We start from the raw sequence: 25,690 nt of genomic DNA, 5'->3' as shown, positions 1-25,690 counted from the left end.
TGTCTTTATGTCAGTATACCTACATATATCTATCGACTGTCAATTATTTCGTGCTATAAATCTGGAAGATAACAGATTTTGTCCATCCGATTAATGTACGTGTACATACAGTTAGGATGGCTTCGTCAGGACCTCAGAAGGACAGCGAACAATGCGCCTATGCCGTTTCGACGATGGTTTGCTCGGCCTGGTCAACGACCAGGTTGTTTACGATGTCACCGCTGCGCTCGACTCCCTTCCGAGTTACCGCTGGCAATATCCGATGGGCGACGCGCTCATTGCGCATCTCCCAGCTGTCTGCAGCGCCGCGCAGCGGCTCAAAGGCCACGCAAGGAAATTCGACCTGGCGCAGGTTCAATTGCGCAGCCCCGTGGCCAATCCCGGTAAGATCATGGCGGCCCCGGCGAATTATCGTCTCCACGTCGAGATCGATGCAAAGGACCCCGCAGTTCATCATAATTTTCACAACAAGCAGCTTGCGGGACTCGATCGGCCGGTTGAAACGCTCGGCTTGTTCTTGAAAGCGACATCTTCGGTTGCGGGGCCGAGCCCCGGCATCAGCCTGAACTGGTGCGACAAGCGAAACGACTACGAAGCCGAGCTTGTCGTCGTCATCGGCAAGACTGGCAAGAACATCAGCGCTCGAGACGCCATGGAATACATCGCCGGCTATTGCATGGGGCTGGACATGAGCGTTCGTGGATCGGAGGAACGAAGCTTTCGCAAGTCCGCGGACTCCTACACTGTCCTGGGACCATGGCTTACGACCGCCGATGAAGTTGCCGATCCGGAGCAACTGATGCTCTGGCTGACCTTGAATGGCGCTCCGCGGCAGCGATCCTCAACGGCGGCGATGACCGTCGGCATTCGGCGCCTGATTGAGATCGCATCGAGTGCCTACACGCTTTACCCCGGTGATATTCTGATGACCGGAACCCCGGAAGGGGTTGGAGCGGTGGTCCCTGGGGATGTCATTGTCACTGGTTGCGAAACACTTGGCGAAATGACCGTGCCCGTTGGTAGTTAGTGGCTTTTTGATCGCCGTCGATGACGCGACCTCCAGCTTCCGAAGGAAATGCATCTTGCCAAGAACACCAGCCGCCTCCCCGACCGCTTCCGGTTCGACGACCGTCGCACAGACCGAGGCCTTCGCGCGCGGTCTCGTCCTTCATGGATTGCCGGGCTATCTCATCCGGCGGCTGGATAGCCGCGCAGCCTCGCTCTACGAGCAATTTACCGCGCAATCCGAACTTACGCCGCGCCAGTTCGGCATTCTGCTCACCCTCTTCCAGCTGGGACCGCTGCCTCAGACCGAACTTGGCAATCGCTTGCATCTTGATCGCAGCACCTTGGGCGAGATGTTGACGCGCATGGTCGAACGCCATCTCGTGGAGCGGCGCGCTCACGAACGGGATCGGCGAGCCGTGGAAATCGCTCTCACCGAAACCGGCAAGAGCGCGCTACTGGCCGTCGTTCAGCAGGCGCTCGATGCACAGGAAGCCCTTCTTTCTCCTTTACCCGACTATCTCAGGCCGGTGTTTCTCAAATGCCTGCAGATTCTCGCCGATGCCGAAGATGCTGTCGGTTGAATTGCTGCGATACCTCCAACGATAGAGAGAAATCATGGACACAGTCATGATCAAGGATAATGCGGGACCACAAACCGAAATCGCATCGCTGGATGATCTTTACCGCGAAACGGAACGTCTCGAAGTCACGCCGGGCTGGGTGGGGCGTGATCGTCCTATCTTCTGGAAGGAGCCGCGCACCGATTTTGTTCCCACACAGTGGCGCTACCGCCAGGTTCGGGACGCGCTGGCATCAGCGGGCACCCTGATCGACGTAGCGCTTGCAGAACGGCGCAATCTCATTCTGAGAAACCCGTTTCCCGGCAACAATTTTGCGACCGTGAGAACGCTTGTCTGTGCGTACCAGATGATTCTGCCGGGCGAGGTGGCACCGTCGCACCGCCATTCGGCTCACGCGCTGCGCGTCATTCTCGATGCGAAGGGATCATATTCAGTCGTCAACGGCGAAAAGACACCGATGGCGTCCGGCGACATCATTCTGACACCAGGAGGGCACTGGCACGGACATGGCCACGAAGGAGCAGAGCCTGCTTATTGGCTCGACGGCTTGGACATTCCCTTGGTGCATCTGATGGAGCCGATGTTCTTTGAGGAATATCCCGACAAATACGAGAAGATCGCGTCGGTCGCGGCCGACTCGCGCTTCCGATTTTGTCGCGACGCGATATTGGCCGGGCTCGATACGGCAAAGAGCGATCCGGAGGAGGGCCACGGTCCTCGCATCACGCTTGAGGCGCCTGATATGCCGACCATGGGCCTGACAGTCGAGCGATTGGGTTCCGGACAGCGAACGCGTCGCCAGCGCTCGACCGCGAACCGGATATTCGTTGTGATGGAAGGGTCTGGTGAGACCAAAGTGGGCGAGGAGACATTCGCGTGGCAAAAGGGCGATACGGTTGCCATTCCCACTTGGGCCCCTTTCAGCCACCAATCAACCTCGGACTCTCAGCTCTTCTGCATGTCCGACGAACCTCTGATGCGTGCTTTCAAGTATTATCGGTCTGAGTTCGTGTGACCGCTCCGACGGATTGAATCGTCAGCACTAATTCGATGCAGCGGAGATTTAAGCGCTGTTTGCGGCGGTGAAGGTGCATCGCACGAATGAGGCGAAGCGGGCGACCGGGATTTCACGCTGCCAACACCAGCGGCCGGCGACCAGGCCGCAATTGGCGGCCTGGAAGATCGGCTCTTCCTCATCGTCTTTGGTGGCGACGATCACCTGGAGAAAATCAACGCTCGCTCGGCCAATTGGCCGCCGGGGTGGTACGAGGACTGCATTCAGACGATCCGGCTCTCTCTAGGGTCGATTCGCGTCTTAGGCAGCCCCGCGCCCGATGTGCATCCTTGATCGCCTGCAAGGGCTTCCAGCACCGGTATCGCGAACGGCGACTTCGTGCTTGGGTCTGTTGACCGGCCTGTAGAGGGAGCATGAGCAAGGCGATTCGCATTCGGCAACACGGCGGACCGGATGTGTTGGAGCTCCTAGATATCGAGCTTCCCAATCCTGCCCCGGACGAGGTCCGGGTGCGCCATACGGCGATCGGAGTGAACTTTTCCGACCTGAACGTAAGGCGCGGCGGATTTTATCCTAACCATAACCCCTCGTTCCCTTTCGGGATCGGCAATGAGGCGGCGGGCATCGTTGAGGCAATTGGCTCATCGGTGACCGACTTCAAGCCCGGTGACCACGTCGCCTACGCCGGCATGCGCGGGCAATTCTATGAGGATACCGGAGCCTGTGCTGAAGAACGCAACGTTCCTGCTGATCGCTTGGTCACGGTCCCATCCGGCGTTAGTGACCAGCGGGCTGCCGCGATGCTCATGAAGGGGTGCACCGCCTCTCTGATCATAAACGGTGTTTACCAGCCGGGACCGGACGATATCATCCTGATTCACACAGGGGCCGCCGGGGTCGGTTCTTTGCTAGTCCAATGGTCAAAGCACCTGGGCCACGGTAATCGGCACGGTAGGCTCCCGCAAGAAGGCAGAAACGGCCAAACGACTGGGCTGCGATCACATCGTCCTCTACAGGGAAACCCGACTTCGTATCCGAAGTAAAGCGAATCGGGCCGCGTGGCCTCTCGGCCGTTTTCGATGGCGTCGGTAAGGACACGTTTATTCCATCGCTCCCGCTGCTACGGCAACTTGGACGAGCGGTAAACTACGGCAACGCGTCAGGCAATGTTCCTCCGTTCAACGTAATGCTCCTCGCGTCGAAGTCGCTTTCCGTGACCCGCGTCGGTGTGACGGGGCACATCCAAGATACCGCGTCGTTCCGTTCCGTTGCAGCCACGCTCTTCGAATTGGTTCGAACCGGCACGATCGCCGTGAATATCGACCGTGCTCGCCATCGTCGACATGACGAACTCCGGGGCGGCCATCGCCGTGCAGGGTCGGCCCAATGCGGACCTTGGCGGAGCGCGGCTCGTCTCGAATCGCCCTAGAGGCGGAAGACCCGCGCGGCGTTGCCGCCGAGAAATGCTGCCTTGATCTCTTCGGTGAGGTTGAGTGCGTCGAGGCCTTCGAGCGCCTTGTCGGGTGCGATCATCGGATAGTTCGTGCCAAACAGCACCTTCGCGGCGCCATGGCTGCGGAGATACTCGACAAGCCCCGGAGGATAGCGCCGCATCGTATATGCCGAGGTGTCGATGTAAACATTTTCGTGCTTGGTCGCGACGGCGACGGCTTCTTCGGTCCAAGGATAACCAATGTGGCCACCGACGATGACCAGTTCCGGAAAATCGAGCGCAATACGATCGAGGTAGATCGGTCGCCCGACCTCGGAAGGCATCAGCGGGCCGGTGTGTCCGATCTGCGTACAGAACGGCACGCCCTCCTCGACGCAGGCAACATAGACCGGGTAGAATCGCCGATCGGTCGGCGGAACTTCCCATAGCCAGGGCAGCACCCGGATCGCCTTGAAGCCGAGCTCACGCACGCAGCGCCTGACCTCGCGAATTGCTTCCATCGGCCTGGAAATGTCCACCGAGCCGACGCCGACCAGTCGCCCGTGGGCTTCGGCGACGAAGGAAGCGACCTCGTCATTGGATATCATGACATTGCGCGGCGCGACCCAGGCGCTGATCAGCATGCGGTTGACGCTTCCCTTGTCCATCGCGGCCAACGTCTCCGACACCGGCGGCGCCTCGGTCGGCGTGGCGCGCTTAGTCCAGCGCCGCAGCGACGCGAAGATCGGATCCTGGCTGTGGCGCAGTGTGTGATGCTGTCCCCAGGCATCGATGATCATAGGTACCTCGCTTCAACAGTTCCAAACGGTCCAAAATCGGCAACGAATGTCTCGCCCGGCTTCGGCCGCAACATCCCGGTCAGCGTGCCCGTGCTGATCATCTGCCCAGCCTTCATTCCGATGCCCGTGCGCGAAAGTTCGTTGGCAAGCCAGGTCACCGGCACCATCGGGTGATCGAGAAACTCTCTGGCCGTGCCTTTGCGGCGCAATGTGCCGTTACATGTTAGGAAGACCTCCTGCCCGGCAATGTCGCGCCTTTGCCAATCCGCGATGGCAGGACCATAGACGATCGTCCCGGAGCCGGCGCCATCAGCGAGGACTGCCGTCAACGGAGGAAATGCTGCGTCGTGGACGAACCGGCATTCCGCCAGTTCAATTCCCGGGTGCAGCGAAACTATCGCCTCAGTTACTTCCTCAGTGGTGTAGGGCTTGCCGCGCGGCGGCAAATCGGCTCCAAGGCGCGCCTGATACTCCACCTCGGGAATCGGGCTGCATTGCCTGGCGTGTTCGACGTTGCCGGGCGACTCCACGATCCCTGATGCAAATACGCGGCCGTAGATCGGCGAGTCCGTGCGCAACTGCCGTTGCAGCGGCTCCTTCATCGCAGCGATTTTCCACCCCGCGACCTCCCAGCCCAGTTCTTCCTCGACCATGCGGGCAACGCCATAAGCCGTCGCCTTGTCCGGCGGCACGAGGCGCCGGTCGAGTCCACTTTGCTGTCGTCCTTCGCGGCGTAGCGTGGCGAGCAGGCCGGCGAGCTCACGCGGGGTGGATCGATTCATCGTAGTCACCTCACCAGGAGCATTGGCGTATGACTTGACACCGCTGCACGCAAACGACTTCTTAGGTCGGTGGGTTGAGCCAAAGTCAACGCTCGATCGCCTGGGCCGCCCTTAAGTCCCGCCTACCCTCCGACACCGGCTGGAATCGACCAATGGCATCACGACGACTCCCTCCCTTGCATGCGGTGCGAGCGTTCGAGGCTGCCGCGCGACACCTTTCGATCACGCGTGCCGCCGACGAGCTGAACGTCACGGTTGGAGCCGTCAGCCGGCACGTGCGCGCGCTCGAGGCACGCATGGGCACTGCGCTTTTTCTGCGTGGACCACGTGGGCTGGCCTTGACCTCCGCCGGCAAGGCCTTCGCCGATTCCACACGCGAGGCTTTGGACCGGATCGCAGATGCGGCTGACGGGCTCCGCTTGCGGCGTTTCAGGCGTCTATCGGTCGGGGTCTACGGCTTCTTCGTCTCTCGTTTTCTTCTGCCAATCTGGCCAAGCCTCAGGACTGCCTATCCAGACCTCGAGATCGACTTGCACACCAGCGCCAATCCGGTGGACCTCCTGGCCAGCCGATTTGATGCGGTGATCGCCGTCTCTGATGCCGAACCGCGGGCCGGCATGGTCACTCGGCCGTTGGTACCGATCGCGACAGTGCCGGTGTGCTCGCCTGAACTCATCAGAAACGGCTCAGTGGACTTCTCAAGCATTCCCCTTTTGCATGTGAAGCCCCGCCCCGACGACTGGCGACGATGGTTGGATTGCGCGCAGTTCTCGGACGTGCCTGTGCAGGGCGGCAGCAGCTTTGAGAGCCTCAGCCTCGCCATCGAAGCCGCGGAAGCGGGCCTTGGCGTGGCCATCGCAATCGAGGGCCTGCTCGGCCCCGACCTCGTGCGCGGCAGGCTCGTCCGCGCCCATCCCATCGTTCGCCAGACCCGGCGGCACTTCGTTCTCGAATACGAGCAGCGGATGGCGGATGATCCTGCAGTGGCCGCCTTTGCCAGTTGGCTCGGCAACTCACGCGACCAGGATATCCCGCGCGCGTCATGAACGAAGCGTCCCGCTCGGAAGGTAAAGCCTGCCACAGAAGTGACTTGAGTGTCGCTCAAGGCGCAAACAGAAAACCTCGTTTGCCAGGCTGACCCAGCTCTGAGCACCTAAAACGCTGAATGAAGCGGAAGCCTAAGATTCAGGGAGCAACGATGACGACACAAGACGATTGGCAGTATCCTTACGGGACCAAGCAGCGTTACCACCTCCAGCACGTGCATCTCTTTGCATCCGACATCGATGCGACGATCGACTTCTACAAGAAATGGTTCGACGCCGAGGTGATGTGGGACGGCGATGTTGCCGGCGCGCGTAATTTCTTCATGAAGATCGGCATCGGCGCCTTGCACCTGTACGATCAGCTCTCGCGCGGCGAAGGCAAGAACGCCGTCCATCATCTGGGCATGCAGGTCGTCGGCATCGATGAACTCTACAAGCGCATGAAGGCCGCAGGTCTCCATATTCCAAACCCCATCCGCTCGCTGGGCGGGGGTGGCGGCTATTTCATGGTTGGCGCTCCCGATGGGGTTGTCATCGAAGTCTTCGAACCCGGAAAGCTCCGCGAGCCGGTGGTGCGCACGTATTTTGGCTTCGGAGAATGAGACTGAGGGAGACCTTCCCTCGATGGCTTTGCGAAGCTGGTGGCAACGCATATCGCGCACGATCTCAGGAAATACGCGTTAGCGGAAATGCCAGGTCGCGCTATACCCGCGATTCGGGGACGCGCTGTCCTGTCGGCGGGTAGCACAATCGGCTAGCCGCGCTTTGATTGTCCACAAGAGCAGCCTTTTGCGCTGAACTCCATCGATTTGTGCATTACCCTCAGTGCAGCTCTCGGTTACTGCGAGATCCTGCTCCGGACATCTCGACCCAGTTGATCGGAGGCGGTCCGGTGCGGCCGGCCGCGCGGGATGCCCGCCGCGAGGGGCCTTCCGACTGAAACAGCGGTTGATAGATCAATTAGTCCAGTTTAAAGAAGAAGTTATGCGAAAACTCGACCCTGAGAAGCACGAAAAGAAACGTCAGGAAATTTTGGGCGCGGCGATGCGCTGCTTCCTCCGGAGCGGCCTGAAGGGCGCGTCGACAGCGGAAATTTGCGCCGAGGCGGGAATCAGCCCCGGCCACCTCTATCACTACTTCGAAAGCAAGGACGCGATCATCGCGGCGCTGGCGGAGGGGAGACTCGAGAAGATATCGGAGCGGTTAAAGGACATCGTCTCCGGCGGGCGCTCGGTGGTGGCGGCGCTCCTGTCGGAGCTGGGGGGACAGCCCGGGGGGCCGGCGGGGTTCGCCCTGTTTTTCGAGATACTCGCAGAGAGCAGGCGCAATCCCGAAGTGGGCAAGATAGTGCACGGCCACAACCGAAGCATGCGTGGGCTTCTGGCCGAAGTACTTCGCTATGGCCAATCCCGGGGTGAGATCCAGAGTCAATTGGATCCGGAGGTCGCAGGTGCCGCGATCATCGGGCTTACCCATGCGGTGAAGGCAGTGGCATTGCAGGATCCGAAGCAGGATGCGAGCAAGGTCACGGCCCTGCTCCAACAGCTTCTGGTTCGCCTGCTGACGACTTCTCTAGAAGACGCGAGAAAAGAACCTGGTCGGACGAAGAAAGCGCTGGCGCGATCCAGAGCTTGATAGCGACTGACCGGAGAAAGACCCGATAGTATTGCCGTCAAGCCAGCGAATTCGGCGCCACGCCCGTTGCGGCTAACAGATTTCGGCGCCGTCGCCGCTGCAGTCATTTCCTCAATGCGGTGAAGGCCTGGCTCTCGCAACGGTCAACAATCACCGACATTCGGGTCGTTACGTGCTCATTGCCTTTATAGAAGACCGCTAACGGTCGTCTTCTTGAGAGCTCCGTAGCGCCGCTCCGAAGACATATGATCCACGGTACAGAAGATATTGGATGGGCTCGGATCGGCGCCGAAATCTCATGGGGCTCCTCAAGCTTGGCTTCAGCGGCAACTTTCTTCAGCGACTCCATGACCTTCGATAGGTCCGGCGGGCTGACCGGGGTGTCAACCTGTCGCGCCGGGTCCGAGGAACACGCCGCCAGGAGAACATACAATGGGCCCCACGAAAGTCGCATCCAGCTCTTCTGTCGACGACTAGTCTTGGATGGCCTCCTCAACTTGGATACATCGCTCCAACAGCGCCGCTGCTCGCTCGCGGCTGCGGATTCATCGAGCATCTCGAAGAAGATCAATCGAGACCTGTGAAACCCAAGCCCCAGGTGATTCCATCGCGAACGATTGACGATTTCCTTTTGTGCGAACGGTCAGCAAGGCCGTGATCGTATCGCCCTCGATTCTCGCTTCGATCAAACCGTTGACGTTTTGGCCCGAAATCTTACCTCCCTGGCGGTACTGGCTTTCAAACCAGTTACCCGAAAGCGCGGAGCCCCTTTGATCGATATTCGCGGTCAGCTCCAGTTTGTAAGCGTCGCTCGCGCAGCGCACATTCATTTTCACGGACTGACCTTCGTTCTTAGCTATGTAATTGACCTTGCAACGGACACGCTCGCGCGGTCCATCCGAAGGTTTCATCGAACCCACACCCGACCATGAACCGGCCACTTCATCGAAGCTCGGCTGCGCGCAAGCAGGTGCGATGATCAAGACTGCCATCAAGAATGGCCATCCCAAACTCCGCGAGATGAGTGTTCCATACCGAAACATGATCTTGATCCTTACTCTTTCCACCAGCGTCGGTCGCCCTGCCGGGATCCCACGGTATATATAGATCACTCAATCTAATATTTGATTGACACGTTGTCACCTGCGTCACATAACTAGATTGATCAATCTAGTAACAATATGTGCCGCTCACTGCAAATATTCTTGAGGAGTGCCAACTGTGCCATCAAGCAACGCTACGGAGTTCCGCATTGGCGGTGACATGGCTGTCAAACGGGTCGGATTCGGCGCCATGCGTCTTGCGGCTAACGGATTTCGCGGCCCGGCCCGGGACCCCGCCGCCGGCCGCGCTGTGCTGCGCCGCGCGGTCGAACTCGGGGTCAACCTCATCGATACGGCTGCCTTCTATCACAGCAGCGACAAAACGGTTCGCGCGAACCGCTTGATCCGGGAGGCGCTTTATCCCTATCCGTCGGGCCTGCTAATCGCGACCAAGGTCGGACACGTTTTTAATCCAGATGGCAGCCACCGGACCGCCACCGGCTCCGACATGCGACGATTGGTCGAGGAAAACCTTCAGGACCTCGGCCTGGACCGGCTCGACCTAGTCTATTTGCGCATCGGAGAAATGAGGCCGCCGCAAGACGAGTCGCTGGCCGAACGCTTCGAGGCTCTTGCTGCCCTGCGCGAAGCAGGCCTGATCCGTCACCTCGGTCTCAGCAATGTTCACCCGGACCATCTTTCCGAAGCGCGCGCGATCGCGCCGGTCGCTGCTGTGCAGAATTACTTTAACGTGGCGCAGCGCGGAGACCTTTGGCTGTTGAAGGCGTGCGAGGCCGAGAATATCGCCTTCAGCCCCTTCTTTCCTCTCGGCGGAGGAATGACGATCATCGACGACGGCCGCCTCGCACGGATTGCGAGCCAACACGGAGCAACCAGCAATCAGATTGCCTTGGCCTGGCTGCTGGCTCTCTCGCCAGCGATGATCGCAATTCCCGGGACCGGGTCCATGGCGCACCTGGAAGAAAACACTGCCGCCGGCGATATCGTCCTCACGGAAGAAGACCTTGCCGACCTCGCCTGACTTGATGGGCTCATCCTTGTGGGGGACTGCAGGTGGGTTCGCCGGTTCTGGTCGGGCATCCGGTGAATCTACCATCGCAAGGTCGGGCAGATCACGAATAATTATAGAGCGATCAGTCTATTTTTGTTGACGAGGCACGCGCTCTGCCTAAAAGGTCTACCTCGGAGCGTCGCCTGTCTGGCCTTTTTGAGGAAAACGAGTCCCAGACCTCCACGGGCGGGCGGCGCTCCACCCTCTCTCTCGAAGGACTACTTCAAAATCGATGAAGTCTGTTCAGACGACTCCGCCTGCCCTGCTGTTGCCGATCCTCATGACGGCCCAGGCCGCACGCCATCATCCGTTCGTCAGTCCCTCGATAGCAATAGAAGGACACCTACCTCGCGAGACGTTCGCTATGCGGCACTGCCGCCGTACTTCAGGCAGATCAAAGGAAGAAAGGACATTCACATGAAAACACATCTAAGGCTCGCACCGGCAGCCGCCGCAATTCTTGCCTCAATCCCCGCGTTTGCCGCAGCGGGACAGGCGTACCTGCCGCCGCAGAAGGCGGTCGCGATTCTCGTTGACGGCGCTCCCTGGTCGGCCGATTCGCCAAATGGCAGGAGCTTCAAACTCACCCTGAACAAGGACGGCACCGGCAGCATGCGCGCGACCCTGTTTACGCAATCCGTCACCTGGACAGTCAAAGGCGATGCGATGTGCCTCTCCGGCACCACGATGGCGAAGTGCCTTCGGTTCCAAGAGATTCCCGGAGGACTTCAGGCTTGGGAAGGCGACAAGCCTGACCTGAAGATCAGCCGCTAACGGCTTCGTATCGGCTTCATTGGCGGCGCCTTGGTAGCGCCGCCGCCTCGAAGCCGCGCCTTATGGTGGCGGAGCTCGGGACCGATCTTCAACTATGAACTGAGAACCAGGATGAGAAGAGTACAATACGACCGCTACGGCGGACCTGCGGAAATGCATTTCGGAGAGTTCGACTTACCTCTGCTTGGGCGCAACCAAGTGCGCGTTGCCGTCCGGGCCGCGGCGATCAATCCCTTTGACTGGAAGCTTCGCCAAGGAGCGATGAAACTCTTCATGAATAGGTCATTTCCGAAGGGGATGGGTACCGATTTTGCCGGGGTCGTCGAGGCCGTCGGAAACGACGTCACCACTGTTCGTGTCGGGGATGAAGTCTTCGGCACCATGGACTTCAAGAAGTCGGGCGCCTTCGCGGAACAGGTCACCCTGGATGCCAATCTTGTCGCAAAGAAGCCCCCGCAGCTTTCCTTTGCCGAAGCAGCCTGCCTTCCCATTCCGGCGATGACCGCCTGGGCTGCGGTCATCGACCAAGCTCGAGCACGGCCTGGCTCAAGTATATTTGTGAATGGCTGCGCGGGCGCGGTCGGCTCGTTCGCCGTGCAGTTGGCGATCGCCCACGGAGCACGCGTTGCCGGGACAAGCGGTCCCACCTCCATGGCAAGCGCAAGCGCGGCGGGTGTCCAGCCGATATTCGCGTACTCCAACAAGAGTGCGTACCTTAATGGCGAAAAGTTCGACGCCGTGTTCGATACCCTCGGAACGCTCGGTGTTGGCGACGGCCTTTCAATGCTCAAGCCCGACGGGGTGTTCGTCGATATCAATCCGACAGCCCCGAGGCTCATTCGAGGAATGGTGTCGCGACGCTACAAACTCGCCTTCGCGACCATGGGAATCAAACACCTTTCGGCAATCGCTGAAACTGCTTACAAGGGCGCGTTGAGGCCAGCCGTTGGTGTGGAGGCGCGCTTCGAAGACGCTCTGACTATGCTGACGAAAGCGGAACTAGGACCAAGGCTGTCCGGCAAGGTCGTGTTGCTGATGAAAACATAGGACACGATCTTGATCCTTCCTTACGATCCAGAGGGCACATCAGACGCGCGTTGGCTCGACACCGCTGCATACATTAAGTTCGACGCGGCGTAGGGCGGCTTGCCGGCGAACACATGCGTTGACAGCGTTATTTCATGATACCAATATCTACGCTTTCTCCTTAACGATGGCGTTGCTTGAAGGGATAGTTTGAAGTGACCATTGTCGTGTCGGTCAAGTATGTTCTCAAGCCCGGAAAGCGGGATGAGCTTTTGTCCTTCGTGATGGACAATGTAAAAAACACAAGGAAGGAGAACGGAAATCTAGCCTATTCCCATTATCCCTCTTTAGAAAACGAACAAGAGATGTTCGTATTCGAGATGTGGGAGACCTTGAAAGATTTGGAAAACCACATCAACATGCCGCATTATGTGGCATTTGATGACAGAAGAAAACCTCTTCTGGAATCCTATGAGGCCCAAGTCTATGAGGCGACGTTGTGCCGCTCAACGAACAAGGCTCCCAGGGCCAATTGACCCAGCACGAGGCCCTCGGCCAGGGAACAGCTCTTCTCCCGGCTGCAATCGTAGGAAGCCCAACGCCCTCGCAATGATCGGTAGAATTGGAATTGCATTCCAGCCTACACACCGCGATGCTGGCGCTTTTTCGCCGACGCCTTGTTCGATGGAGGCCGCAGGAAGCGCGAGATAGCGATCTTTAGCATCTCGGTGGTGTTCGCCGCGTCCAGCCCAGGATCGCGGATCGTCATCGCCTTGGCGCCATCGATGAAGCTGATGAGGATCGACGCTGCCAAGTCCGGATCCAGGTCAACATCGACTTGGCCGCGCTCTTGGCCTTCCTGCAAGAGCTTCGCGAGCAACGCCCTAATTTCACAATGACGCTCGCGCAGGATATCGCCGATCCCGGGATTACGGGCGGATTCCGCGAGCAAATCGAGCATGAAAGTCCCCTTCGAACGGTCGCCGCCGAAGATCCCGCGCTCCAGCTCTGCGAGGAGCGCCGTGACCACGTCGGGCCCTTGAGCGATAGCGCTGAAGATCTCGGTGGCCATCGCCAGTCCGAATACGGTGATGGCGCTGACGATCGCCTCCTTGCTCGGGAAATAGTGGTAGAGGTGCCCGGGGCTGATCTTGGCCTCTGCACAAATGTCGGACGTGCTCGCTCCTCTAAAACCGTCCCGCACAAAACAGCGTGCTGCAGCTTGCAGAATTTGCTGCCGCTTCTCTTCGTGCTTGACTGGATCGAGCTTCCTCATAGCCACCTTCCTAATTTAGAGCATTCTGTCTATCATAAGGTGCGGTCATTATGCGAACATATTATAATAGATAGATCATTCTACTAATTGAGATTTCAGTTCTGGAGAATCCCACGTGAGCGATCAGCAATCTCAACCCACCAGCGGTGAAACCGGAACCCTTGGCGTAGGCCCAGCCGCTGCCGATGTGTCGGCGCCCAGCGAGCCGGCAGCGGCTGAGGTCGAGACGGCGAGAATCGCATCCAACCAGGAAGAAACCTCGCCGAGGCCCGACGCGCCCAGGGTGGAGGCCGTCGCAACGGAAGCGCAAAAACTTGAAGCGTTACAGGGTGAAGCTCTCGCGATCGACACCGGAAAGCCGGAAGCGCGGCGCTTCCCCAGTAATGTGACGATCATGTCGCCTGGCGACCGCCTCGGCGCTGACGCAAAGGCTGCGCCGGCAGAGGCATCGTCCAGCAAGCGCCGGTTCGGGGTGATGGCCGCCGTGCTGGCGTTGGCGACGGTGGCGGGTGCGCTCGGCGGGGCGCTGGCAACGGCAGGCATTGGAAAGTTGATGGCCGGAGAGACGGCTTCGGCCTCAGCCCTGGCGCCGGCGAAGGACCACGGGCTGGAGGCCTCCGTGGCGCGGATCGATGCCGACATCGCAGCGCTGAAGGCAAGCATCGAACATACTGCCACGGCGGGCGCTACCCAGTTCAACAAGGCCAGCGACCGCCTCGACAAGGTCGAGAAGGCGCAGACCGAGCCTGCCGCGAAACTCGCCAAGCTCAGCGAAGCCGTCGACAAGCTTCGCGCCGCCCAGGCATCCGCGACAACGGGCATCGCCGCATCGGCTCCCGCAAAGGACGTGACTGGGTTGATATCGCAGCAGGCTGCGGCCGCACCCGCTCCTTTTCCTTCGCCCAAGCCCGAAATTGCACGGCTGCCAACCGTCGAAGGCTGGATATTACGGGACGTCGCCAATGGCAGCGCACTGATCCAGAGTCACCGCGGCATGTATGAGGTCTATGCCGGCGACCCCGTGCCCGGTCTCGGCCGGGTCGATGCCATTCGCAAGCAGGACGGCCGCTGGGTGGTCGTGACCAGCAAGGGCCTGATCGTCGCGCGCTGAATATTCCTTCATTCTCGCGTGAAGCTTGCCCGGTCGGAGCAAAGCAGAGCGTATACACGGGCCTGTCGTGCCGAAGTATCGGCCATGAGCACGACGCCATCTGCCCCAAAGAGTATTGCGCGCCCGACCTCGCGGGCTCTGCCCACCGGGCCATAGTTGGAGACGCCCCTCGCCTCCTGCGCCCGAGTCACCGAGAGTGCGATGGCGATGGCGATGGCCGCGAAGCCACCGCTTGCAGCAATGATGCCACCCTGAAGAAGGATCGCCGGTGGGTAGGCGTGGCTATCGATTGAGGCCAAGCAACCGCGCTTGAGTAGCTGCGGCGCAGGCCGCGCCTCTCCGAGCTTTCCTACTTGTAATTTTCTATCTGTATGCTGTCTTTCTCAACACCAGATTCATTTAGGGCTTCAACGACAGATGCAATGAGCCTGCTTGAGCCGCATACATAGAAGATCGCATCATCGCTCCGGCCTCTCGCTACATTCTTGACGGTATCGACAAACGCCTCCGGACGGACGGCATTATAGTCCGATACAAGCGGCTCCAGCTCCTTGCGATATAGGAAGTCGCCTCGCTGTACCTGAACCAGCGTGATCGGATGGTTGCCCGCCTTGTGTGCTTCCAAAATCATGGAGCGGAAGGGTGTCATCCCCACTCCGCCCGCTATGAAAACCAAGCTTCCGGGCCTGCTTTCGGGCAGTTTGATGTGTGCGCCTGTGCCAAACAGGCTGATCTTATCGTTTGGCTGGAGCGCGCTCATTTTTTCCTTGAATTTGCTTTTCGAGCCGACATGCATGCTGAACATGAGCTCCGGATCTCCAGGAGCTGAAGCGAAGGACAGCTCGCGTATCGAGCCAAGGAAGAAGTCGAGCGCACCGCCGACTCTCAAATGGGTATACTGCCCAGCTCTATATTTGACTCCGGTTGCATCGAAGAAAAACGAGTAGACGTCGTCGTATTCGTGGACCTTTCTCGTAAAGGTGATTTTCATACGTGGTACTTGCTTCCTTGTTTTCCTGGTCTGTTTTGTCTTGACCAAGAGCACTTACAATTCGAGGCCGCCATGGCTGCGCTTTCGCGCCACAGTCGATCCTGACGGTCTCGGCTTCGCGCTAATTCGGAGGGGTCGGGAAAGGTCGGTTCGCCCTTGACCAGGGAAATGTAAATCCGGCCGTCGGGCGGGGTGATTGCCCCTAGAGCGACGTTAACGAGCATTTTGCCGGAGTGTTCGGGTGTATTCATGACGAACTCGGGACGGAATAGGCCGATCAGCGGAAAGACCGTACGCGTTAGGACTTTCACGAACGCTCTCTGCAAAACCGACGCGTCACGACCCGCAACGCCGCCGGTAAGTCCGGGATTGAAGGCGACGACGCTGATCTGACGAGCCTTCACCTCGTCGAGTCGGACGACGGACAGTGCCGTCATCAGATTGCACAGCTTTGAAGCCGTGTAGGAGCGTATGCCTAGCCAGAACCATTTTCGGTCGGGTGGGCCCATTCCTGCAGGTCGAGCGTCTTAGGCGCGATCCGCTTGAGGGGAGGATCGTGCATGTTGCTTGAAGTGATCACCAGGCGGCCGTGATCGGCCAAATGCGGCAGCAGGAGTCGGGCCAGCAGATAGTGGGCAAGGTGGTTCACCGCGAAGGTCAGGCCATAGCCCTCCGCGCTCCGCTGCTTGGCGTCGGAACCATGGATGCCGGCGTTGAGGACCAGAACGTTGATGCGGGTGTCCCCGAGCTGCCATGTCACTGCATCTGCAAATTCCCGGACACTGGCGAGCGAGGCCAGATCGATCGGCATGACCTCGACGCCACTTGGCACTGTTCGCCCGCTACCACGGGCACCGATGATGACTCGCGTGTCGAGCTGAGCGGCAATCTGCTGCAGGGCAGAGCGCCAAGCCCGGCTGTGGCTCCGGTCATGACAACGACGCGCTGCGGCTTAGCTTTGTCCATGGCTTATCGTCCCATTCTGATCTCTGCAGGCTGCTCCGGCGGCCCAGGCAGAAGAGCCGTTGAGCTCCTATCGTCGCCAGGCGCGATCCGGCCTTCGGCGCGCACCTCGGTGATCATGGCGGCTGGCCTCCCGGGCGCTGGCGGCTGCAAAAGCTTCTGCGCTGGCGTAGTAGCAACCAACGTCCCTGCTGGAGGCTCGGCGAGAATGTTTCGCCAGGCGGCGTTCCAATGGCTCAAACCGGTCACCTGCCCTGTGAAGGCGTAGTCCAGGAATGCGAGGGTCAGATCTGCTGTGGCCTCCTTGACCATCGGGTTCAGCGCCGGGCCTCCGACGAGAGGCCGATCCGTGAACATGCTATGAGACCCGCCCTGAAACATGGCCAGCAGCTTTCGCGGGCTGGCAACTGCGTTGAAGACCGCCACGCGATCGCTCGCCGGCGAGTAGAAGCCCGGAATTCTTATGATGTCCTCGGTAGACGTCACGTGTAGAGTCGGAACGTTGATATTGGCGAGCACGCCGGTCAGGTTCTTTTCGCCGTAGAAAGGCGGCGCGGAAATCACGATCGCAGCCCGATAGCGCTGATCGCGGAACTGGACCCACCGTCCACTACGGATGACGCGCGCGCCGACTGCCAGCAATGTGGTGTTGGCCCCGTACGAATGCCCTGCAGCGACAATCCGGTGCGGGTCAATGAGGCCGGCATAGGGACTCGCGTTGGAGAGCATGCGGTCGAGCGCAAATCGCAAATCGATAGCCCGCGCTGCCGCTTCGCCGTCCTGTGCCGCGGCTTGAAGGCGATTCACGATCCCGAGGGGATTGCCGAACCAAACCCCGGAGTCGCTGCCGGTGTGCTGAACATGCAGGCTGGCAATGCCGTGTGCGGCCCACTGTCTCGCAAGATAGGTGTAGCCATTGCGAGTACCTCCGATGCCATGTGAGAACACGATCAACGGCACCCGGCCGGAAGACGCATCAGCAGGCCAATACAGGCGCGCTGGGACTCGGCGTCCCCGAGAAGTATCGACCCAATCAAAGTCGACGGTACGAAAGGGCGCCACCTCTTGTTTGGAAATGGCAACCTGCGCATCCGCGCCTTTCGCTGAAAACGCGGCGACGAAGCACGCCAGTAGCACGGCATTGAGCTGACGTCTCATGTCCTTTGCTCCTTGGGAGATGATGTCCTTGAGAGGTGCGCGCGGCGATCGTTTGTTTTATCGTTGCAGACGCGGGGAGATTTCGAAGTCCATTTGGGGCGCGAGCGAGTTAGAGCTAACCATTGGAGACTATGCGGGCGCCTAATTCGTGCGGCCGGGGGCCATGGTTTCAGTCCGCGGCAAGTATTTTCGATCTCAAGCGCGGTCACCCGACGGATGATGCCTTTGTCCCGCAACACGGATGCGAGGCACCATCTGGACACACCCGAAGTTGTTCGCAGATGCATTCGGGGCCACTCATCCCAATTTACTCATTACGCAGTTGCTCATATTACTAGAGCGTACCTTCTATTAATTATCAACCAAACCCATGCGCGTCAACATATATTAGATCACTTGTTCTAATTATGCTCCACCCCCTCGATTAGGTCGAGCGCCTCACAATTCACCGCGTTCTCATTTAGGAAGGCTCTGTGCATCTAACGTAAAGGCCATTTTGCGAACACATTGTAGTTAGATAGATCGATCATTCTAGGAATAGAATGGAAGCGATTATGGGTTTTAGTCCTGCAGCGAAAAGCCTCCTTCCAGAGCGTCGTCTACCCTGGGCGAAAGCCGGCGCGGCGGTCCGGGCTTTGCTTACGAGGGCCACCATCAGGGCCGCCATTCTCTATGCGTCCTCTACAGGACCCTCGGCCGCTGAAGACGGCGATATCCGCGCTGCCTATGAAGTGGCGTTTGCAGGCCTCACCATTGCGCAGGCCGACGTCCTGGCTGCCGTGCGGGGCGGCGCCTACAAGGTCAGGGTCAACTATCGGACATCCGGAGCGGCGAGGCTGATGGGTTCGGCGACTGGAGAGGCGGTGTCGAGCGGCGCTTACAAGCGGGGCCGCCTTATTCCCGCGACTTTCGACCTTGCCCATCAAGGAAGCCAACGAGTGCAAAAGATTGGACTGACCATGTCAGACGGTAAGGTCAACGCAATGTCGATCGATCCGCCCGCCAAATCAGAGAACATCAACGTTCCCGTCACGTTAGAGCATCTCAAGAATATCACCGACCCCTTGAGCGCTCTATTGCTGCCGGCGGTTGCTCAGGACGGGAAAAGTGAAGCCGGAGTTTGCGATCGCACGGTGCCGGTCTTTGATGGCCGGCGCCGTTTTGACGTCTCGTTGAAGAGCAAGGGGACGCGTATGGCGAACAAGGGCCCCTACGTTGGGCCTCTCACAGTCTGCGAGCTACGGATAACACCCATCGCGGGAGAAATGCGCAGCGAGAGCAGTTCACAGGCCAAGAGGCCGAGTGGAGCGCTCGGCGACGTCGAACTGGCGTTCGGAGTGGTCGATGCGCAGAGGATTTATATCCCCGTCTCGCTCTCAGCGAAGATTGGCTACATGACGCTCGAGGCTCGCCTCACACAACTTTCGAGCTCTGGTTCAAGATAAAGAACGCCCAGGAACTTTCGCTATTCGTCCAAGCTAGAAACTTTAACCGCGCATATATACGTTTCTTGTATAGATCGAGTAATCGATCTATGATCGATGTCGATATCGAACGGGAGGGCGCCCTTGAACTTCACTTCGGATGGCTCACTTCAAGCGCACTCGGCAACGCTCTTGGCGTCTGACGAGACGACGCATGAATTCGCTGATCAGGGATCGTCGGATCAGATTCGAGTGCGGGCGCCCAAGACGTGGCCAGTCTCAGACCACTTTGACGGGCAACGCTTCCATAACCCCACTCTTCCAACGGGTTTCGCGCCTACGTTTTCGAGCGCGATGAAAATGATCTTTGACAAGAGAAGCCGGTGGCCAGCTGCAGTGGAGAATGCGTCAGTGCCCAGGCTACGCGCGATGTGCGGCACCAATGACATTGCCATAACCTTCGTGAATCACGCCACGTTCTTGATTCAGTGCAAAGGCTTGAACATTCTGACCGATCCCATTTGGTCGATGCGTGCAAGCCCAATCCAATGGCTCGGTCCAAAGCGCGTCAGGGAGCCCGGCATGGCCATCGATGACTTGCCGCGCATCGATCTCATCCTGATCAGCCACAATCACTACGACCACCTGGACATAGGTACGCTGCGTTGTCTTCAGCAGAAGTTCTCGCCAATCGTGCTGGTGGCCGCTGGCGACGGAGAATTGGTCCGCTCTATCGGGTTTACCAATATTTGCGAGTTTGACTGGTGGGAGGAGCTCCAAATCAGGCCAGGCTGCAAAGTGACCTTCGCACCGACACAGCATTTTTCGGCGCGCGGGATCCGGGATCGTCAAAGGAGTCTTTGGGGCAGCTATCTGATTCAGGATGGTGATCGCCGAGTCTATTTTGGGGGAGATGGAGGCTATTCCACCCACTTCTCTGACATCAAGAGACGACTTGGGACTCCCGACGTCGCGATGCTGGGCATCGGTGCATATGAGCCACGCTGGTTCATGAGTCCTATGCATATGAATCCCGCTGAAGCTGTCCAGGCGCATCAAGACCTTGGCGCCACGCAAAGCATCGGAATGCACCACGGGACCTTTCAGATGTCTGCGGAAGCAATTGACCGTCCGCTGGTGGACCTGGCCGCCGCGATCAGGATGGCTGGGATAGACGAGACCTCGTTCATCACTCTCCGGGAAGGCGAAACACGAATCTATCGCGCGAACTGAGAAGACTGCAGCGGCCCACTCATTGGTATTCTTCGGAGTCTACAAAAATGTCACCTGTTAGACGGGCAGCGCTTGCAGCAGCACTGTGCCTAGTAACGGCGGGTTGCGCGACAGCGCCGCTCAATCGGGCAGGATCGCTCGCGACTTACGATGATCTCAAGGCTTCCGATGGGGTCCTCACGAAATCTGTCCTCCGCGTCGATAAGGACTATGTCCTTGCAGCGAAGACCGTTCGGCTTATGCCGACGCGCTTCTCCGCGACTGCTGCGGCGGGCGTTCCATTCTCGGAGGACCAGCGCAGACTCATCAGCAATGCCATAGACCGGGCCGTGTGCGCTGGATTGAGCGAACGGTTTCAGGTCGTCGGCGGGACTGAGCAATCAGATCTGATCGCGCACGCCGTTATCACCCATGCTGCTCCAACAGACCCCGCGGCGGCGGGCGCATCCAAGGTCGTGTCCGTGGTGCCGACCATCCTCCTCCCCGGGGTACCCGTGCCCGTTCCACGCATTCCTATTGGACTGGGAAGCCTGTCGGTGGAGGCTGAGGCCAAGGACCTTCGCGGCAAGCAGAAAGCCGCCATGGTGTGGGGACGCGGAGCGAATTCCTTCACGAGCGCCGGACGGGTATCACAGGACGGAGACGCATACGATCTCGCGACGGCCTTTGGCGCCGACTTCAGCAAACTGCTCGTCTCTGGCAACAGTCCGTTCGGCACTGGGCCATCACTCCCATCGGCGGAGAGTCTAAGCACCACGTTGGGCGGCGCACCAAAGCAAGCCGCCTGCGAGGCATTTGGAAGAGCACCAGGCGTGGCTGGGCTGATCGGGGAGCGAATTGGGCTCCCTCCCGACTGGACTGACAAGGGCACGCCCGCGCAATCCCCTCCAGCATCGAACTGATTCTGCTGACTAACGCGACGACGCGGCGTCGCCACCCGGCTCCTTCATTGACTCGGGCAAGTCGCCTCCTATAATTAGAGCGATCGATCTATAATGAGGAGAAGGTAGTTGTCCCTATCTGCGCCAAACCGGAGGATTGTTGTAGCCGAACCGGCGGACTTTCCCGTGCTGGCAACGTCTGGCGAAGGCGTTGCTCCTCCGCGTCGGCGCCGGGGTTTACTTGTTGCCGCGGCAGCGATTGCAGCAATTGTGGTCGCCGTGATGACAGTTGCCATGGTGAATCGTCGCGCATCGACCGCGACCATTTCAGTTCAACAGGCCCCTGCTTTGACGGCCACGAGCGCAATCCCCCGTGAGCTGACGTGGGACATGGCGATGGAAGCGTCTGGCACGATCACGGCGTGGCAAGAAGCCAGTATCGGAGCGCAGATCGGCGGCTATCAGTTGTCCGATGTCCTGGTAAACGTCGGCGATCAAGTCAAGAAGGGCCAGGTGCTTACACGGCACGATCCGAACCTGTTGCGCGCGGATGAAGCTCAGTTGAAAGCTCGATATGACCAGGCCGAAGCAAATTGGCAGCGCGCGTTGAGCCTAAAAGGCCGTGGTTTTCTCAGCGATAAGGATGCCTTGCAGCAGGAGACCGAGGCGAAGACCGCAGAGGCGCTTCTCGTAGCGAAGCAGTTGCAACTGAAATATACCGAGGTTGTCGCGCCTGATGACGGTGTCATCAGTTCACGAACGGCGACGCTCGGCGCCGTTGTCCCAGTCGGGCAGGAACTGTTCCGCCTGATCAGGCAGAATCGCCTGGAATGGCGGGGCGAACTCACGGCTGCGCAACTTGCGCAAATCGTACCGGGGCAGCGCATTATCCTGGCGTTGCCGGACGGCGGCACCGCCGCTGCAAAGGTTCGTCAGACAGCGCCCTCTCTGGATCCGCAATCGCGTCTCGGCGTGGTCTATGCCGATCTCGAGCCCGGGAGCCGCGCGCGGGCCGGGATGTATGTGGGCGGCAGAGTTATCCTGGGCGAAAGTCAGGCGCGCGTGATCCCGTCCGAAAGCGTCGTCATACGTGACGGACGCAGTTTCGTGCTCAAGATCGCGGACGGAAACTCAAGACCACGCGTAGCACTTCAAGCCGTGACCATCGGGCGCCGGCAAGGCAGCGATGTCGAGATTACTTCCGGGATCGAGGTCGATGACCGGGTGGTTGTCCAGGGCGCCGGCTTCCTGAAGGACGGCGACATAGTGCGATTGGCTGCAATGAGCGATGCCAGTTCGGCCTTCAGTCCTCAGGATGGTGATCCCAACCAATGAATATGGCGACGTGGTCGATTCGAAATCCGATCCCGGCGATCATGCTGTTCGCGGTTCTGGCACTTGCCGGGTTCTGGGGCTTCAGGGTGTTGCCAATCCAGAGCTTTCCGGATCTGGACCTGCCCGTCGTCAACGTCACCTTGATTCAACCAGGGGCGGCGCCGTCCCAGCTTGAGACGGAGGTCGCCCGCAAAGTCGAAGACTCCCTTGCGACGTTAGGCGGCCTCAAGCATCTGCGAACGTCGATCACGGACGGTCAGGTCGCCATCCGGGTCGAGTTCGTGCTCGAGAAGAATCTCTCGGAAGCCTTGATCGAGACCAAGGATGCAGTCGACCGTGTACGTTCGGAACTGCCCTTGGACGTTCAGCCACCAACTGTGAGCGCACAGCGGGCGGGTAGCAACGCCCTGCTCGTCTATGCCATATCGTCCACGCGCTTCGACGAAGAGGCCCTGTCGTGGTTCGTCGATGACACCATCGCAAAGATAATCCTCGGCGTGCCCGGCATAGGTCGCTTTGAGCGTGTCGGCGGCGTGCAGCGGGAGGTGCGCGTTGAGGTTGACCCCGTGCCTCTGGCCGCACTTGGGCTCACAGCGGCCGATGTCTCGCGCGCACTACGCCAGGTTCAGCAGCAATCGTCGGGCGGACGGGCCCAGTTGGGTCAGAACGAGCAGGCCGTCCGCACGACGGCCATCGTGCGCCAGGCCTCAGATCTCGCCGCGCTTCCGATCACGCTCGCGGGCGCACCCAAGGTGCGCCTCGATCAGGTTGCGAATGTTCAAGACACCATCGCTGACCGCACGCAAGTCGCTTTGCTGAACGGCGAACCCGTCGTCGGATTCAGGATATTTCGTGCCAAAGGCTTCGATGAGGCGAGCATCGCCGACGCGGTTCGGAAGGCGATGGAGCAACTACAGACGACCGATCCGACACTGCGTATCAAGCAGATCTCGGGCTCGATCGACTATACGCGCGAGCAGTATGCGGGCTCGATGCATATGCTCTACGAGGGCGCGCTGCTGGCGATCCTTGTCGTCTGGTGGTTTCTGCGCGACTGGCGCGCGACGCTTATCGCCGGCGCGGCCCTTCCGCTATCGATCCTTCCCGCCTTCGCCGCAATGGCATGGCTGGGATACTCGCTCAATACCGTGACGCTCCTCGCGCTCGCGGTCATCGTCGGGATCCTTGTCGATGACGCGATCGTCGAGATCGAGAATATCGAGCGCCATCGCGCAATGGGCAAGCCGATGCGTGAGGCCGCAAGCGAAGCCGTAACCGAAATCGGGCTCGCAGTTGTCGCAACGACGATGACGTTGGTCGTCGTGTTCCTGCCCACAGCCTTGATGAGCGGCATTTCCGGAATGCTCTTCAAGCAATTTGGGTGGACGGCGGTCATCGCGGTGCTGGCATCCCTACTCGTCGCGCGTTTGCTCACGCCGATGATGGCCGCGTATCTGCTGAAGTCACGACCGTCGACGGAGCACAAGGACGGTCCACTCATGACAACATATCTCCGGGCCGTCAGTTGGTGCCTGGACCATCGGAAGACTACAGCGGCGGGGACGGTATTGTTCTTCCTCGCTTCGCTCGCGCTTATACCGTTAATCCCCACCGGATTGATCCCTCCGGCGGACCGCGGTTCTACGACGGTGAATATCGAGCTTCCGCCAGGCAGCTCGCTGCAGAACACGCTGAGAGTTGCCGAAGATGTGCGCGTCGCGCTGAAGGACGTGCCTGGGATCGACAATGTGTTCACGACGGTGGGCGACTCCCAACAAACGGGGCCGGGAGCGCAGCAGGCCGGCGAGGTGCGTAGAGGCGCCATGGTCCTTATGCTGGCCCCCCGCGGTCAACGTGAAGGTCAGGTCGCGATCGAGAACCTCGTGCGCCCCAGGCTTCTCGCCATCCCCGGCGCGCGGTTCGCGATCGGCAGTGGCGGCCTCGGCGAGAAGATCCAATTCATTCTCTCAAGCGACAACGTGGAGGCGCTCAGAGCCAGCGCGGAGGCGCTCGAACAGGAACTGCGAGGCGTCGGCGGGTTCACCAATATCAAGTCTACAGCCAGCCTCGAACGTCCCGAGGTTATCGTCCGTCCCGATCTGCTGCGGGCCGCCGATCGCGGTGTCAGCACCGCCTCGATTGGTGATGTGGTCCGAATAGCAACCAGTGGCGACTTCAACACGCAGGTCGCACGTCTTAATTTTGATAGCCGGCAGGTCTACATCCGGGTGCGTGTTGCGGACGCGGCGCGGCAGAAGATCGATACGCTTGCGAACATGCGTGTGAATGGCCGGAATGGTCCGGTTCCATTGTCGAGTGTTGCTGCGATCTCGGTTGAAAGCGGCCCCTCACAAATCGACCGTTATGATCGCCGTCGCTACGTAACCGTTGAGGCCGATCTCGGCGGCATGGCGCTCGGAACCGCGCAAGCTAGAGCCATGGCTCTGCCCGCGATCCAGAACTTGCCGTCGGCTGTAAGTCTCATCCGGACCGGCGATTCCGAGCTTGCTGGCGAACTTGCGGCTGGTTTCGGTCTGGCTATCGTCATCGGCATTGTTTCCATGTTTTGCGTGCTTGTGCTGCTGTTCAAGGATTTTCTCCAACCCGTGACCATTCTCTCGGCGCTTCCGCTTTCCGTCGGCGGCGCTTTCGTCGCGCTGCTCGTCGCGCGCAGTCAACTCAATCTCCCGGTCATGATCGGATTCGTGATGCTGATGGGTATCGTGGCGAAGAATTCCATTCTGCTGGTCGAATACGCTGTCGTCGGTATCCGCGAACGCGGCCTTTCGATGCATGAAGCGCTGGTTGACGCGTGTCACAAGCGCGCGCGCCCTGTTGTCATGACCACGATCGCGATGATCGCCGGCATGCTGCCGATAGCACTGGGATTTGGCGCCGATGCGAGCTTCCGTCAGTCGATGGCGATAAGCGTCATCGGCGGCCTGCTGACATCGACAGCGCTCTCTCTGTTGGTCGTGCCCGTGGCATTCACCTACGTCGAAGGATTCGAAAGGTGGATCATGCGTCTCCATGAACGCTTCATCTTTTGGCGAAAATTCAAAGCGTACCAGGCAACAGGTTAGTCTCAACCCAAGCGGCGGAAG

General features: G+C 59.5%; 27 protein-coding genes. 18 read left to right on the top strand and 9 right to left on the bottom strand.

All coding sequences use genetic code 11. The features are described 5' to 3' along the window. Nucleotides 1–151: 151 nt before the first annotated feature. Genes LMTR21_RS06790 through LMTR21_RS06780 form a run of 3 tightly spaced genes read left to right on the top strand, consistent with a single transcriptional unit; the run spans nucleotide 152 to nucleotide 2,604 of the window. On the top strand, nucleotides 152–1,027 hold the full coding sequence (locus LMTR21_RS06790) for a fumarylacetoacetate hydrolase family protein (RefSeq protein ID WP_065755829.1): 876 nt from the start codon (nucleotides 152–154) through the stop codon (nucleotides 1,025–1,027). Between the two features lie 7 nt (nucleotides 1,028–1,034). Beyond that, nucleotides 1,035–1,589, top strand: coding sequence for a MarR family winged helix-turn-helix transcriptional regulator (locus tag LMTR21_RS06785; protein ID WP_187399319.1), 555 nt, complete (start codon nucleotides 1,035–1,037; stop codon nucleotides 1,587–1,589). A 34-nt stretch (nucleotides 1,590–1,623) separates the two neighbouring features. Beyond that, a complete protein-coding gene (locus tag LMTR21_RS06780; protein WP_084030917.1) occupies nucleotides 1,624–2,604 on the top strand; it encodes a cupin domain-containing protein in 981 nt (326 codons plus the stop codon). A 48-nt stretch (nucleotides 2,605–2,652) separates the two neighbouring features. Here the strand turns inward: LMTR21_RS06780 and LMTR21_RS39940 are convergent, their stop codons facing one another. After that, nucleotides 2,653–2,808, bottom strand: coding sequence for a hypothetical protein (locus LMTR21_RS39940; protein ID WP_187399318.1), 156 nt, complete (start codon nucleotides 2,806–2,808; stop codon nucleotides 2,653–2,655). A gap of 209 nt (nucleotides 2,809–3,017) precedes the next feature. On the opposite strand from LMTR21_RS39940, the gene LMTR21_RS06775 reads away from it, so the two are divergent. Then, the gene (locus LMTR21_RS06775) at nucleotides 3,018–3,647 is read left to right on the top strand and encodes an alcohol dehydrogenase catalytic domain-containing protein (RefSeq protein WP_084030916.1); all 630 of its coding nucleotides are present in this window, start codon (nucleotides 3,018–3,020) and stop codon (nucleotides 3,645–3,647) included. Continuing rightward, nucleotides 3,602–4,033: a zinc-binding dehydrogenase gene (locus tag LMTR21_RS41760; protein ID WP_141688586.1), complete on the top strand. Its 432-nt coding sequence runs from the start codon at nucleotides 3,602–3,604 to the stop codon at nucleotides 4,031–4,033. Before LMTR21_RS06775 ends, LMTR21_RS41760 begins: the two co-directional genes overlap by 46 nt. Here LMTR21_RS41760 and LMTR21_RS06765 read toward each other — a convergent pair. After that, nucleotides 4,030–4,836 (bottom strand): amidohydrolase family protein, encoded by an 807-nt coding sequence (locus LMTR21_RS06765; protein ID WP_065755826.1) that lies wholly within the window; start codon nucleotides 4,834–4,836, stop codon nucleotides 4,030–4,032. The genes LMTR21_RS41760 and LMTR21_RS06765 overlap by 4 nt on opposite strands. Further along, a complete protein-coding gene (locus tag LMTR21_RS06760) occupies nucleotides 4,833–5,489 on the bottom strand; it encodes a 2-keto-4-pentenoate hydratase (RefSeq protein ID WP_246175355.1) in 657 nt (218 codons plus the stop codon). The genes LMTR21_RS06765 and LMTR21_RS06760 overlap by 4 nt, the downstream gene beginning before the upstream one ends. A 281-nt stretch (nucleotides 5,490–5,770) precedes the next feature. Here LMTR21_RS06760 and LMTR21_RS06755 point away from each other — a divergent pair, with 281 nt between their 5' ends. The 3 genes from LMTR21_RS06755 to LMTR21_RS06745 all read left to right on the top strand — a co-directional run bounded on the left by LMTR21_RS06755 (nucleotide 5,771) and on the right by LMTR21_RS06745 (nucleotide 8,299). Next, nucleotides 5,771–6,664, top strand: coding sequence for a LysR substrate-binding domain-containing protein (locus LMTR21_RS06755; RefSeq protein WP_065755824.1), 894 nt, complete (start codon nucleotides 5,771–5,773; stop codon nucleotides 6,662–6,664). A gap of 152 nt (nucleotides 6,665–6,816) precedes the next feature. Then, entirely contained in the window at nucleotides 6,817–7,266 is a 450-nt protein-coding gene (locus LMTR21_RS06750) for a VOC family protein (protein ID WP_065755823.1), read from the top strand. A gap of 382 nt (nucleotides 7,267–7,648) precedes the next feature. Then, nucleotides 7,649–8,299: a TetR/AcrR family transcriptional regulator gene (locus LMTR21_RS06745; protein ID WP_065755822.1), complete on the top strand. Its 651-nt coding sequence runs from the start codon at nucleotides 7,649–7,651 to the stop codon at nucleotides 8,297–8,299. Between the two features lie 545 nt (nucleotides 8,300–8,844). Here LMTR21_RS06745 and LMTR21_RS06740 read toward each other — a convergent pair. Beyond that, complete coding sequence (locus LMTR21_RS06740; RefSeq protein ID WP_141688575.1) at nucleotides 8,845–9,291, bottom strand: hypothetical protein; 447 nt, start codon at nucleotides 9,289–9,291, stop codon at nucleotides 8,845–8,847. A 271-nt stretch (nucleotides 9,292–9,562) separates the two neighbouring features. On the opposite strand from LMTR21_RS06740, the gene LMTR21_RS06735 reads away from it, so the two are divergent. The 4 genes from LMTR21_RS06735 (at nucleotide 9,563) to LMTR21_RS06720 (ending at nucleotide 12,750) form a co-directional block, all read left to right on the top strand. Beyond that, on the top strand, nucleotides 9,563–10,384 hold the full coding sequence (locus tag LMTR21_RS06735; RefSeq protein WP_065755821.1) for an aldo/keto reductase: 822 nt from the start codon (nucleotides 9,563–9,565) through the stop codon (nucleotides 10,382–10,384). 447 nt (nucleotides 10,385–10,831) lie between these two features. Then, complete coding sequence (locus LMTR21_RS06730) at nucleotides 10,832–11,188, top strand: hypothetical protein (RefSeq protein ID WP_141688574.1); 357 nt, start codon at nucleotides 10,832–10,834, stop codon at nucleotides 11,186–11,188. A 111-nt stretch (nucleotides 11,189–11,299) separates the two neighbouring features. Then, the gene (locus LMTR21_RS06725; protein ID WP_065755820.1) at nucleotides 11,300–12,235 is read left to right on the top strand and encodes an NAD(P)-dependent alcohol dehydrogenase; all 936 of its coding nucleotides are present in this window, start codon (nucleotides 11,300–11,302) and stop codon (nucleotides 12,233–12,235) included. 194 nt (nucleotides 12,236–12,429) lie between these two features. Beyond that, complete coding sequence (locus LMTR21_RS06720; RefSeq protein WP_065726926.1) at nucleotides 12,430–12,750, top strand: putative quinol monooxygenase; 321 nt, start codon at nucleotides 12,430–12,432, stop codon at nucleotides 12,748–12,750. Nucleotides 12,751–12,854: 104 nt separating this feature from the next. Here the strand turns inward: LMTR21_RS06720 and LMTR21_RS06715 are convergent, their stop codons facing one another. Further along, entirely contained in the window at nucleotides 12,855–13,490 is a 636-nt protein-coding gene (locus tag LMTR21_RS06715; RefSeq protein WP_065755819.1) for a TetR/AcrR family transcriptional regulator, read from the bottom strand. Between the two features lie 115 nt (nucleotides 13,491–13,605). Between LMTR21_RS06715 and LMTR21_RS06710 the strand changes: the two genes are divergently transcribed. Continuing rightward, nucleotides 13,606–14,601 carry a hypothetical protein gene (locus LMTR21_RS06710; RefSeq protein WP_065755818.1) on the top strand — a complete coding sequence of 332 codons (996 nt, stop codon included), beginning with the start codon at nucleotides 13,606–13,608 and terminating at the stop codon, nucleotides 14,599–14,601. Nucleotides 14,602–14,950: 349 nt separating this feature from the next. Here LMTR21_RS06710 and LMTR21_RS06705 read toward each other — a convergent pair whose 3' ends face one another. From LMTR21_RS06705 to LMTR21_RS06695, 4 genes are all read right to left on the bottom strand, one after another. Further along, nucleotides 14,951–15,592, bottom strand: coding sequence for an FAD-dependent oxidoreductase (locus tag LMTR21_RS06705; RefSeq protein ID WP_065755816.1), 642 nt, complete (start codon nucleotides 15,590–15,592; stop codon nucleotides 14,951–14,953). Continuing rightward, nucleotides 15,589–16,029, bottom strand: a complete 441-nt coding sequence (locus tag LMTR21_RS40540) for a hypothetical protein (protein ID WP_210250567.1) — start codon at nucleotides 16,027–16,029, stop codon at nucleotides 15,589–15,591. Before LMTR21_RS40540 ends, LMTR21_RS06705 begins: the two co-directional genes overlap by 4 nt. Nucleotides 16,030–16,067: 38 nt before the next feature. Next, nucleotides 16,068–16,403 (bottom strand): SDR family NAD(P)-dependent oxidoreductase, encoded by a 336-nt coding sequence (locus tag LMTR21_RS40535; RefSeq protein ID WP_210250566.1) that lies wholly within the window; start codon nucleotides 16,401–16,403, stop codon nucleotides 16,068–16,070. Nucleotides 16,404–16,561: 158 nt separating this feature from the next. Next, nucleotides 16,562–17,713, bottom strand: coding sequence for an alpha/beta hydrolase family protein (locus LMTR21_RS06695; protein WP_065755815.1), 1,152 nt, complete (start codon nucleotides 17,711–17,713; stop codon nucleotides 16,562–16,564). A gap of 542 nt (nucleotides 17,714–18,255) precedes the next feature. On the opposite strand from LMTR21_RS06695, the gene LMTR21_RS06690 reads away from it, so the two are divergent. From LMTR21_RS06690 to LMTR21_RS06670, 5 genes are all read left to right on the top strand, one after another. Next, entirely contained in the window at nucleotides 18,256–19,158 is a 903-nt protein-coding gene (locus LMTR21_RS06690) for a DUF3108 domain-containing protein (protein WP_065755814.1), read from the top strand. Nucleotides 19,159–19,254: 96 nt separating this feature from the next. Then, nucleotides 19,255–20,370: an MBL fold metallo-hydrolase gene (locus tag LMTR21_RS06685; RefSeq protein ID WP_084030914.1), complete on the top strand. Its 1,116-nt coding sequence runs from the start codon at nucleotides 19,255–19,257 to the stop codon at nucleotides 20,368–20,370. A gap of 47 nt (nucleotides 20,371–20,417) precedes the next feature. Continuing rightward, nucleotides 20,418–21,272, top strand: a complete 855-nt coding sequence (locus LMTR21_RS06680) for a DUF3313 domain-containing protein (protein ID WP_065755813.1) — start codon at nucleotides 20,418–20,420, stop codon at nucleotides 21,270–21,272. A gap of 108 nt (nucleotides 21,273–21,380) precedes the next feature. Next, complete coding sequence (locus LMTR21_RS06675; RefSeq protein ID WP_210250564.1) at nucleotides 21,381–22,586, top strand: efflux RND transporter periplasmic adaptor subunit; 1,206 nt, start codon at nucleotides 21,381–21,383, stop codon at nucleotides 22,584–22,586. After that, the gene (locus LMTR21_RS06670; RefSeq protein ID WP_065755811.1) at nucleotides 22,583–25,669 is read left to right on the top strand and encodes an efflux RND transporter permease subunit; all 3,087 of its coding nucleotides are present in this window, start codon (nucleotides 22,583–22,585) and stop codon (nucleotides 25,667–25,669) included. The genes LMTR21_RS06675 and LMTR21_RS06670 overlap by 4 nt, the downstream gene beginning before the upstream one ends. Nucleotides 25,670–25,690 lie beyond the last annotated feature (21 nt).

Origin of the sequence: Bradyrhizobium paxllaeri, assembly GCF_001693515.2 — a bacterium.
GTDB classification, from domain to species: Bacteria; Pseudomonadota; Alphaproteobacteria; order Rhizobiales; family Xanthobacteraceae; genus Bradyrhizobium; species Bradyrhizobium paxllaeri.
Note: the sequence above shows the minus strand (reverse complement) of the source record. Positions and strands in the feature narration are given on the sequence as shown.

Coding starts and splice junctions, on each gene's coding strand:
- LMTR21_RS06765 (WP_065755826.1), bottom strand. CDS start 4,836: ATGATCATCGATGCCTGGGGACAGCATCACACACTGCGCCACAGCCAG.
- LMTR21_RS06670 (WP_065755811.1), top strand. CDS start 22,583: ATGAATATGGCGACGTGGTCGATTCGAAATCCGATCCCGGCGATCATG.
- LMTR21_RS06750 (WP_065755823.1), top strand. CDS start 6,817: ATGACGACACAAGACGATTGGCAGTATCCTTACGGGACCAAGCAGCGT.
- LMTR21_RS06790 (WP_065755829.1), top strand. CDS start 152: ATGCGCCTATGCCGTTTCGACGATGGTTTGCTCGGCCTGGTCAACGAC.
- LMTR21_RS06690 (WP_065755814.1), top strand. CDS start 18,256: ATGGAAGCGATTATGGGTTTTAGTCCTGCAGCGAAAAGCCTCCTTCCA.
- LMTR21_RS06705 (WP_065755816.1), bottom strand. CDS start 15,592: ATGAAAATCACCTTTACGAGAAAGGTCCACGAATACGACGACGTCTAC.
- LMTR21_RS06695 (WP_065755815.1), bottom strand. CDS start 17,713: ATGAGACGTCAGCTCAATGCCGTGCTACTGGCGTGCTTCGTCGCCGCG.
- LMTR21_RS06680 (WP_065755813.1), top strand. CDS start 20,418: ATGTCACCTGTTAGACGGGCAGCGCTTGCAGCAGCACTGTGCCTAGTA.
- LMTR21_RS06735 (WP_065755821.1), top strand. CDS start 9,563: ATGGCTGTCAAACGGGTCGGATTCGGCGCCATGCGTCTTGCGGCTAAC.
- LMTR21_RS06725 (WP_065755820.1), top strand. CDS start 11,300: ATGAGAAGAGTACAATACGACCGCTACGGCGGACCTGCGGAAATGCAT.
- LMTR21_RS06780 (WP_084030917.1), top strand. CDS start 1,624: ATGGACACAGTCATGATCAAGGATAATGCGGGACCACAAACCGAAATC.
- LMTR21_RS06775 (WP_084030916.1), top strand. CDS start 3,018: ATGAGCAAGGCGATTCGCATTCGGCAACACGGCGGACCGGATGTGTTG.
- LMTR21_RS06755 (WP_065755824.1), top strand. CDS start 5,771: ATGGCATCACGACGACTCCCTCCCTTGCATGCGGTGCGAGCGTTCGAG.
- LMTR21_RS06745 (WP_065755822.1), top strand. CDS start 7,649: ATGCGAAAACTCGACCCTGAGAAGCACGAAAAGAAACGTCAGGAAATT.
- LMTR21_RS06730 (WP_141688574.1), top strand. CDS start 10,832: ATGAAAACACATCTAAGGCTCGCACCGGCAGCCGCCGCAATTCTTGCC.
- LMTR21_RS40535 (WP_210250566.1), bottom strand. CDS start 16,403: ATGCCGATCGATCTGGCCTCGCTCGCCAGTGTCCGGGAATTTGCAGAT.
- LMTR21_RS06685 (WP_084030914.1), top strand. CDS start 19,255: ATGTCGATATCGAACGGGAGGGCGCCCTTGAACTTCACTTCGGATGGC.
- LMTR21_RS06760 (WP_246175355.1), bottom strand. CDS start 5,489: ATGGTCGAGGAAGAACTGGGCTGGGAGGTCGCGGGGTGGAAAATCGCT.
- LMTR21_RS06715 (WP_065755819.1), bottom strand. CDS start 13,490: ATGAGGAAGCTCGATCCAGTCAAGCACGAAGAGAAGCGGCAGCAAATT.
- LMTR21_RS06740 (WP_141688575.1), bottom strand. CDS start 9,291: ATGGCAGTCTTGATCATCGCACCTGCTTGCGCGCAGCCGAGCTTCGAT.
- LMTR21_RS40540 (WP_210250567.1), bottom strand. CDS start 16,029: ATGACGGCACTGTCCGTCGTCCGACTCGACGAGGTGAAGGCTCGTCAG.